Here is a 4,689-nt window from a genome sequence, read left to right as displayed (position 1 = left end):
CGGGGGGGCGGGCGGGGGGGGCCCCCCCCCCCCCCGACTCCGTGCCGCCGGTGCGCGTGCTGGCGACCGATGCCGCGGTGGTGCTGGTCTCCGGGGGCGACGGGCCACGCGAGTCCGGTGAGCGGGTGGTACTGGTGGCGCTCGACGCCCGCCATGCCACCGCGGTCGCCGCCGCCTCGCTACGCACCGCCCTTACCGTCGTGTTCCACTGACCGGCACCGCCGGTCGATTAGCATCCCCGGTAAACCCCTGATGAACATCAGTGCACGGCTCCACCCGGACACGTTCGGCGCTCGTATCCGACCCGCCCCGGCGCGGCGATCAAGCAGAGGGAGTTTCGGCCATGCTCAAGGGATTCAAGGATTTTCTACTGCGCGGCAATGTCGTGGACCTGGCGGTCGCGGTGGTCATGGGCACCGCATTCGTCGCCATTGTCACCGCCTTCAGCAATGGCATCATCAACCCATTGTTGGCCGTATTCGGCGAGAGTGACGAACTCGGGCTGGGATTCCAACTCGTAGCCGACAAACCGGCGACCTTCATCGCCATCGGCCCCATCATCACGGCCGCGCTCAACTTCATCATCATCGCATCCCTGCTCTACTTCATCGTGGTGGTACCGGCAAACAAGGCCAAAAAGCGCTGGGGCACAGCCGAAGCCACGGCAACCGAGCTCGAATTGCTCGCCGAGATTCGCGATCTGCTCGCCGCGGGCCCCGAACGCAGCGGCGGCAAACACGAATCCTGAACGGCAGCCCACCATCCGGTGAACAAGCGGCACTGAACAAAGAAATGGGCCCGGTGCGAAAACGCACCGGGCCCATTCTCGGATCAGGCGTCGATCAGCCGAGGCTGAACGGCTGGCCCCACAGGGTGACCGTGCTCATGACGTTGTCCGTCTCGACCTTGACGGTCACGAAGGCACGCGCCTGCGCGTAACCGGCGCAGCCACCGAGGCCGATGGTGGTGTCGGCCCAGGTCACCGAACCGCTGGTGCCCTTGAACTTGTTGTTGGTGCCGTGATCCTCGTTGCCGTAGTCGTCCGGCTTCTCGATGTCGAGGACGTAGAAGCGCGCCGCTTGGCCGGGGCCGAGCGACAAGCTGCCACCGGTGGAGGCACCGAGGGAGGCGCTGCCGCCCTCTTCCAGCGGAACGCTGCCTTCGATACCGCCCTCGACGCCGCCGCCGCCGATGTTCACCTGGCAGCCGACCACGTAGCCGGGGTAGATCTTGCCGGTGCTGGCGCCGGACAGCTCGACCTGAGCCGAACCGGAGACCCAGGCGTTGCGGTGCAGCGGGGTGGCGCCCATGGACGGGCTGATCAGGGCCGACTCGCCGACGAGGCGAACGGTCACGACGGTGCCGTCGGACAGGGTCTTGGTGATTTCGCCGCCCGGCAGCGGCACGAAGGTGTCGGCGTTCGCGGCGCCGGTGGAGAACAGGCCCAGGGCGACGGCGGCAGTGGCACCCACACCGGCCAGCCGAGCCACGGTCTTACGGATGTTCATATTGTTTTCCCTCAAGGGTTTGAATTCGCTTGCGCGAGAAGTGATTTGGCGAGACCGGGACACGTCAGCCGATGCTGAACGGCATACCGTAGAGGGTGGTCTTCGAGTAGTGGTCGCCGATGATCTCGACCACGGTGTAGGACCGGGCCTGCGCGTAACCCGCGCAGCCCTGGATCTGCATCTCGGCATCCATGTACTCGACCGAGTAGACACCCGGCTTCAGGATGTCCTTGCCCTCGACCTCGACCCACTTGACCTGGCCGGGGCCCAGTTCCAGACCCATGGACACGCCGCCGCCGAGATCACTCAGGTTGATGCTCGCCGACACGCCAGCGGACACGGCCTCGTCACCGATGCTGACCTGGCAGCCGATGATGTAGCCGGTGCTGATACGCGAAGCGCCGTGGGTGGACGAGTTGTTGGAGCCGTCACGGCCGGACGGGCCGTTCCAGGGGCCCGGCTCGCCCTCGGGGGTGCTGCGGACGTCGGCGGTGGCATTGCCACTCACCCACACGGTGCGCCCTGCGCCGTTGGCCGCCAGGGACGGCGACACGATCGCTTGCTCGCCCGTACGCGTAATGGTGACCTCGCCACCCGGGCTCGTCTTCTGGCCGTCCGGCAACGGCACGAAGGTATCCGCGTGGGCAGCACCGGTCGACATAAGGCCGATGGCAACGGCCGCAGCCGCGCCAGCGCCCGCGATCCGGGCACCACGACGCAGACCGTTGGTGCGGTTCTCGCTCATACTTCCCCTCATCAGGTTTCTAGCGGTCAGCCTCGACACCCGAGGCTGAAATGGGGTCCTCTCAGGCCCAGCTCAGTTTGTCGCCTTTTTGTTGCCACTGTGTAACCAATGACAAATTTTGTGCTCCAAGCGAGTTCAGCCACAGGAACCCGGGCCAGGTTCCTGGTGCAGTGGGCGCGGCAACGCCACACTCCGAGACTGGAGAACCCACGGGTTGTACAGCCCGAAGTGGGACATTAAACACTCAGGCAATGACAGAGCAATGTAAGAGTTGGTAAACACCGTGTGATCTGGATCACAGTGACCATGATTCTCATATCACTTGATTTGCATAAGTGCGGTGAGCAGGGAAGTCGTAGAAACAACGAAAAGGCTCGACGCTAAGCGTCGAGCCTTTGCCGACGATGGCCGGCGCAGATCGCACGGATCAATTTCAGCCGTGATGCGGCGGCACCTGCGACCGCAACCAGTCGTCGGACGCACCCGAGTTCGGCTCCGGAGTCCGTTCGTCCCGGGTGGTAGCTGGCAGGGTGTCGCCGAAGACCCGCGCGAGCCGCGCCGCCTCGGCCTTGGAGAGCTTCTTGCGGCGGGACGGCTCGGAATCGCGGGACGGCTCGGAATCGCGGCCGGTCTCGGGTTCGAGATCGGCCGGGGTGTCGCGATCGGCGTCAGAGTTCATCCGCGAGACCGGACAGCTGCTCGATCACGCGGATCGCCAGCGGGCCGAGGGTGGCCATACCGTCGCGGACGGCGGCGCGGGTGCCCGGCAGGTTGACCACCAGCGTGCTGCCCGAGACGCCCGCCAGGCCGCGGGACAGGCCCGCGTCCACCGAACCGGCGGACAGGCCGGAGGCACGCAGTGCCTCGCTGATGCCCGGCAGTTCCCGGTCCAGCACCTCGGCGGTGGCCTCGGGGGTGCAGTCGCGCGGGGACATGCCGGTGCCGCCCACCGAGATGACCAGATCCACGCCGCCGATCACCGCGGTGTTGAGCGCATTGCGGATCTCGACCTCGTCGGCCTGCACCGACACCGAGGCGTCCACCAGGAAGCCCGCTTCGGTGAGTAGCTCGGTGACCAGCGGACCCAGCGAGTCCACCCCGCCATGGGCGGTTCGGTCGTCGACGACCACGACAAGAGCACGGCCCGCCACAGCGGCATCGATTTCCATGGTGCTCACCGTAGCGTCCTTGTCCGACAACGGCTCCCAACCCCCGTCTCGGAGGATTCGCTCCGCCGCCAGCGCGATCGGTCTGCTGCGTACTTGGCTCATCGGCCGCCCTCCACTACCTCGCCGAGGGTCACCTCGACGGTTCTCGAATTGTTGCCCTGCTCATCGGTGTAGGTGATCTTCACCTTGTCGCCCGGCCGGTGCGAACGCACCGCCGCGATGAGCGCGTTACCGGAATCGATGACCTGGTCATCGAGCTTGGTGATGATCGCGCCGTTCGGGATGCCCGCGGCGGCGGCCGCGCCGTCCGGGGTCACCTCCACCACCCGTGCGCCGTTCACGTCGTCCTGGCCGCGCACCTTGATCCCGATCTGGGCGTAGGTGACCTTGCCGGTCTTGATCAGCTCATCGGCGACACGCCGGGCCTGGTCGACCGGGATGGCGAAGCCGAGGCCGATGGAACCGCTCTGGCCGCCGGACAGGTCGGAGACGCCGAGGGTGGCGATGGCGGTGTTGATGCCGATCAGCTTGCCGTTCATATCCACCAGCGCGCCACCGGAATTACCCGGATTGATGGCGGCGTCGGTCTGGATGGCGTCGATCACCGTACCCGTCGAACCGGCATCACCGCTGGTGGACACCGGACGATTGAGGGCGGAGACGATACCGGTGGTCACGGTGCCCGCGAGGCCCAGCGGCGAACCGACCGCCACCACGGACTGGCCCACCTGGAGGTTCTCCGAGCTGCCCAGTTCGATCGGGGTGAGGCCGGACTTCCCGCTCACCTTGATGACCGCCAGGTCCGAGACCGGATCGGTGCCCACCAGGGTGGCCGGAGCGGTGGAGCCGTCGCTGAACGCGACTTCCATCCGGGCGTTCGGGCCCGCGCCGCTGACCACGTGGTTGTTGGTGAGAATCAGGCCGTCGGTGGACAGCACCACGCCGGAGCCCTCGCCCTCGGCGCGATTGCCCTCCACCCGGATCATGACCACGCTCGGCACCACCTTCTGGGCCACCGCCTGCACCGACCCCGCGGGGGCGTTGGCGACATTGGTGGCCTTCTCGCGGGGAGCGTCGAGGGCATTGGTGACGGCCGGTCGGCCGCCGCCGGCGTCACGGGTCGCGAGCGAGCCGACCACACCGCCGACACCACCGCTCACCAGCGCCAGCACCACCGCGCCCGCCACCAGGGCGGTGCGCTTGCCGCCCTTGGGCCCCGGAGCGCCGAGGTAGCCGGGCTGCCCGGGCCCACCCGGCCCGCCTGGTC

The 4,689-nt window shown here is 67.3% G+C and carries 6 protein-coding genes and 1 pseudogene; 2 read left to right on the top strand and 5 right to left on the bottom strand.

Going from position 1 to position 4,689, the window contains the following annotated elements:
- Positions 1-212, top strand: a pseudogene (locus QK444_RS32685) (flagellar biosynthesis protein FlgA); the annotation flags it as partial.
- Positions 213-343: 131 nt separating this feature from the next.
- On the top strand, positions 344-748 hold the full coding sequence (gene mscL, locus QK444_RS32680; RefSeq protein ID WP_282785915.1) for a large conductance mechanosensitive channel protein MscL: 405 nt from the start codon (positions 344-346) through the stop codon (positions 746-748).
- A gap of 94 nt (positions 749-842) precedes the next feature.
- On the opposite strand, the gene QK444_RS32675 is transcribed toward mscL, so the two are convergent.
- The 5 genes from QK444_RS32675 to QK444_RS32655 all read right to left on the bottom strand — a co-directional run.
- Complete coding sequence (locus QK444_RS32675; RefSeq protein ID WP_282785914.1) at positions 843-1,508, bottom strand: MspA family porin; 666 nt, start codon at positions 1,506-1,508, stop codon at positions 843-845.
- Between the two features lie 64 nt (positions 1,509-1,572).
- Complete coding sequence (locus QK444_RS32670; protein ID WP_143979294.1) at positions 1,573-2,253, bottom strand: MspA family porin; 681 nt, start codon at positions 2,251-2,253, stop codon at positions 1,573-1,575.
- Positions 2,254-2,686: 433 nt separating this feature from the next.
- Complete coding sequence (locus tag QK444_RS32665; protein WP_282785913.1) at positions 2,687-2,932, bottom strand: hypothetical protein; 246 nt, start codon at positions 2,930-2,932, stop codon at positions 2,687-2,689.
- Positions 2,922-3,422, bottom strand: coding sequence for a MogA/MoaB family molybdenum cofactor biosynthesis protein (locus QK444_RS32660; RefSeq protein WP_178070443.1), 501 nt, complete (start codon positions 3,420-3,422; stop codon positions 2,922-2,924). The genes QK444_RS32665 and QK444_RS32660 overlap by 11 nt, the downstream gene beginning before the upstream one ends.
- A 98-nt stretch (positions 3,423-3,520) precedes the next feature.
- Positions 3,521-4,689 (bottom strand): trypsin-like peptidase domain-containing protein (locus QK444_RS32655; RefSeq protein ID WP_282785912.1); only part of this gene is annotated, 1,169 nt, incomplete at its 5' end.

The organism is Nocardia sp. CC201C (assembly GCF_030010695.1).
Lineage (GTDB): Bacteria > Actinomycetota > Actinomycetes > Mycobacteriales > Mycobacteriaceae > Nocardia > Nocardia otitidiscaviarum.
This window is presented reverse-complemented; position numbering and strand designations above follow the sequence as displayed.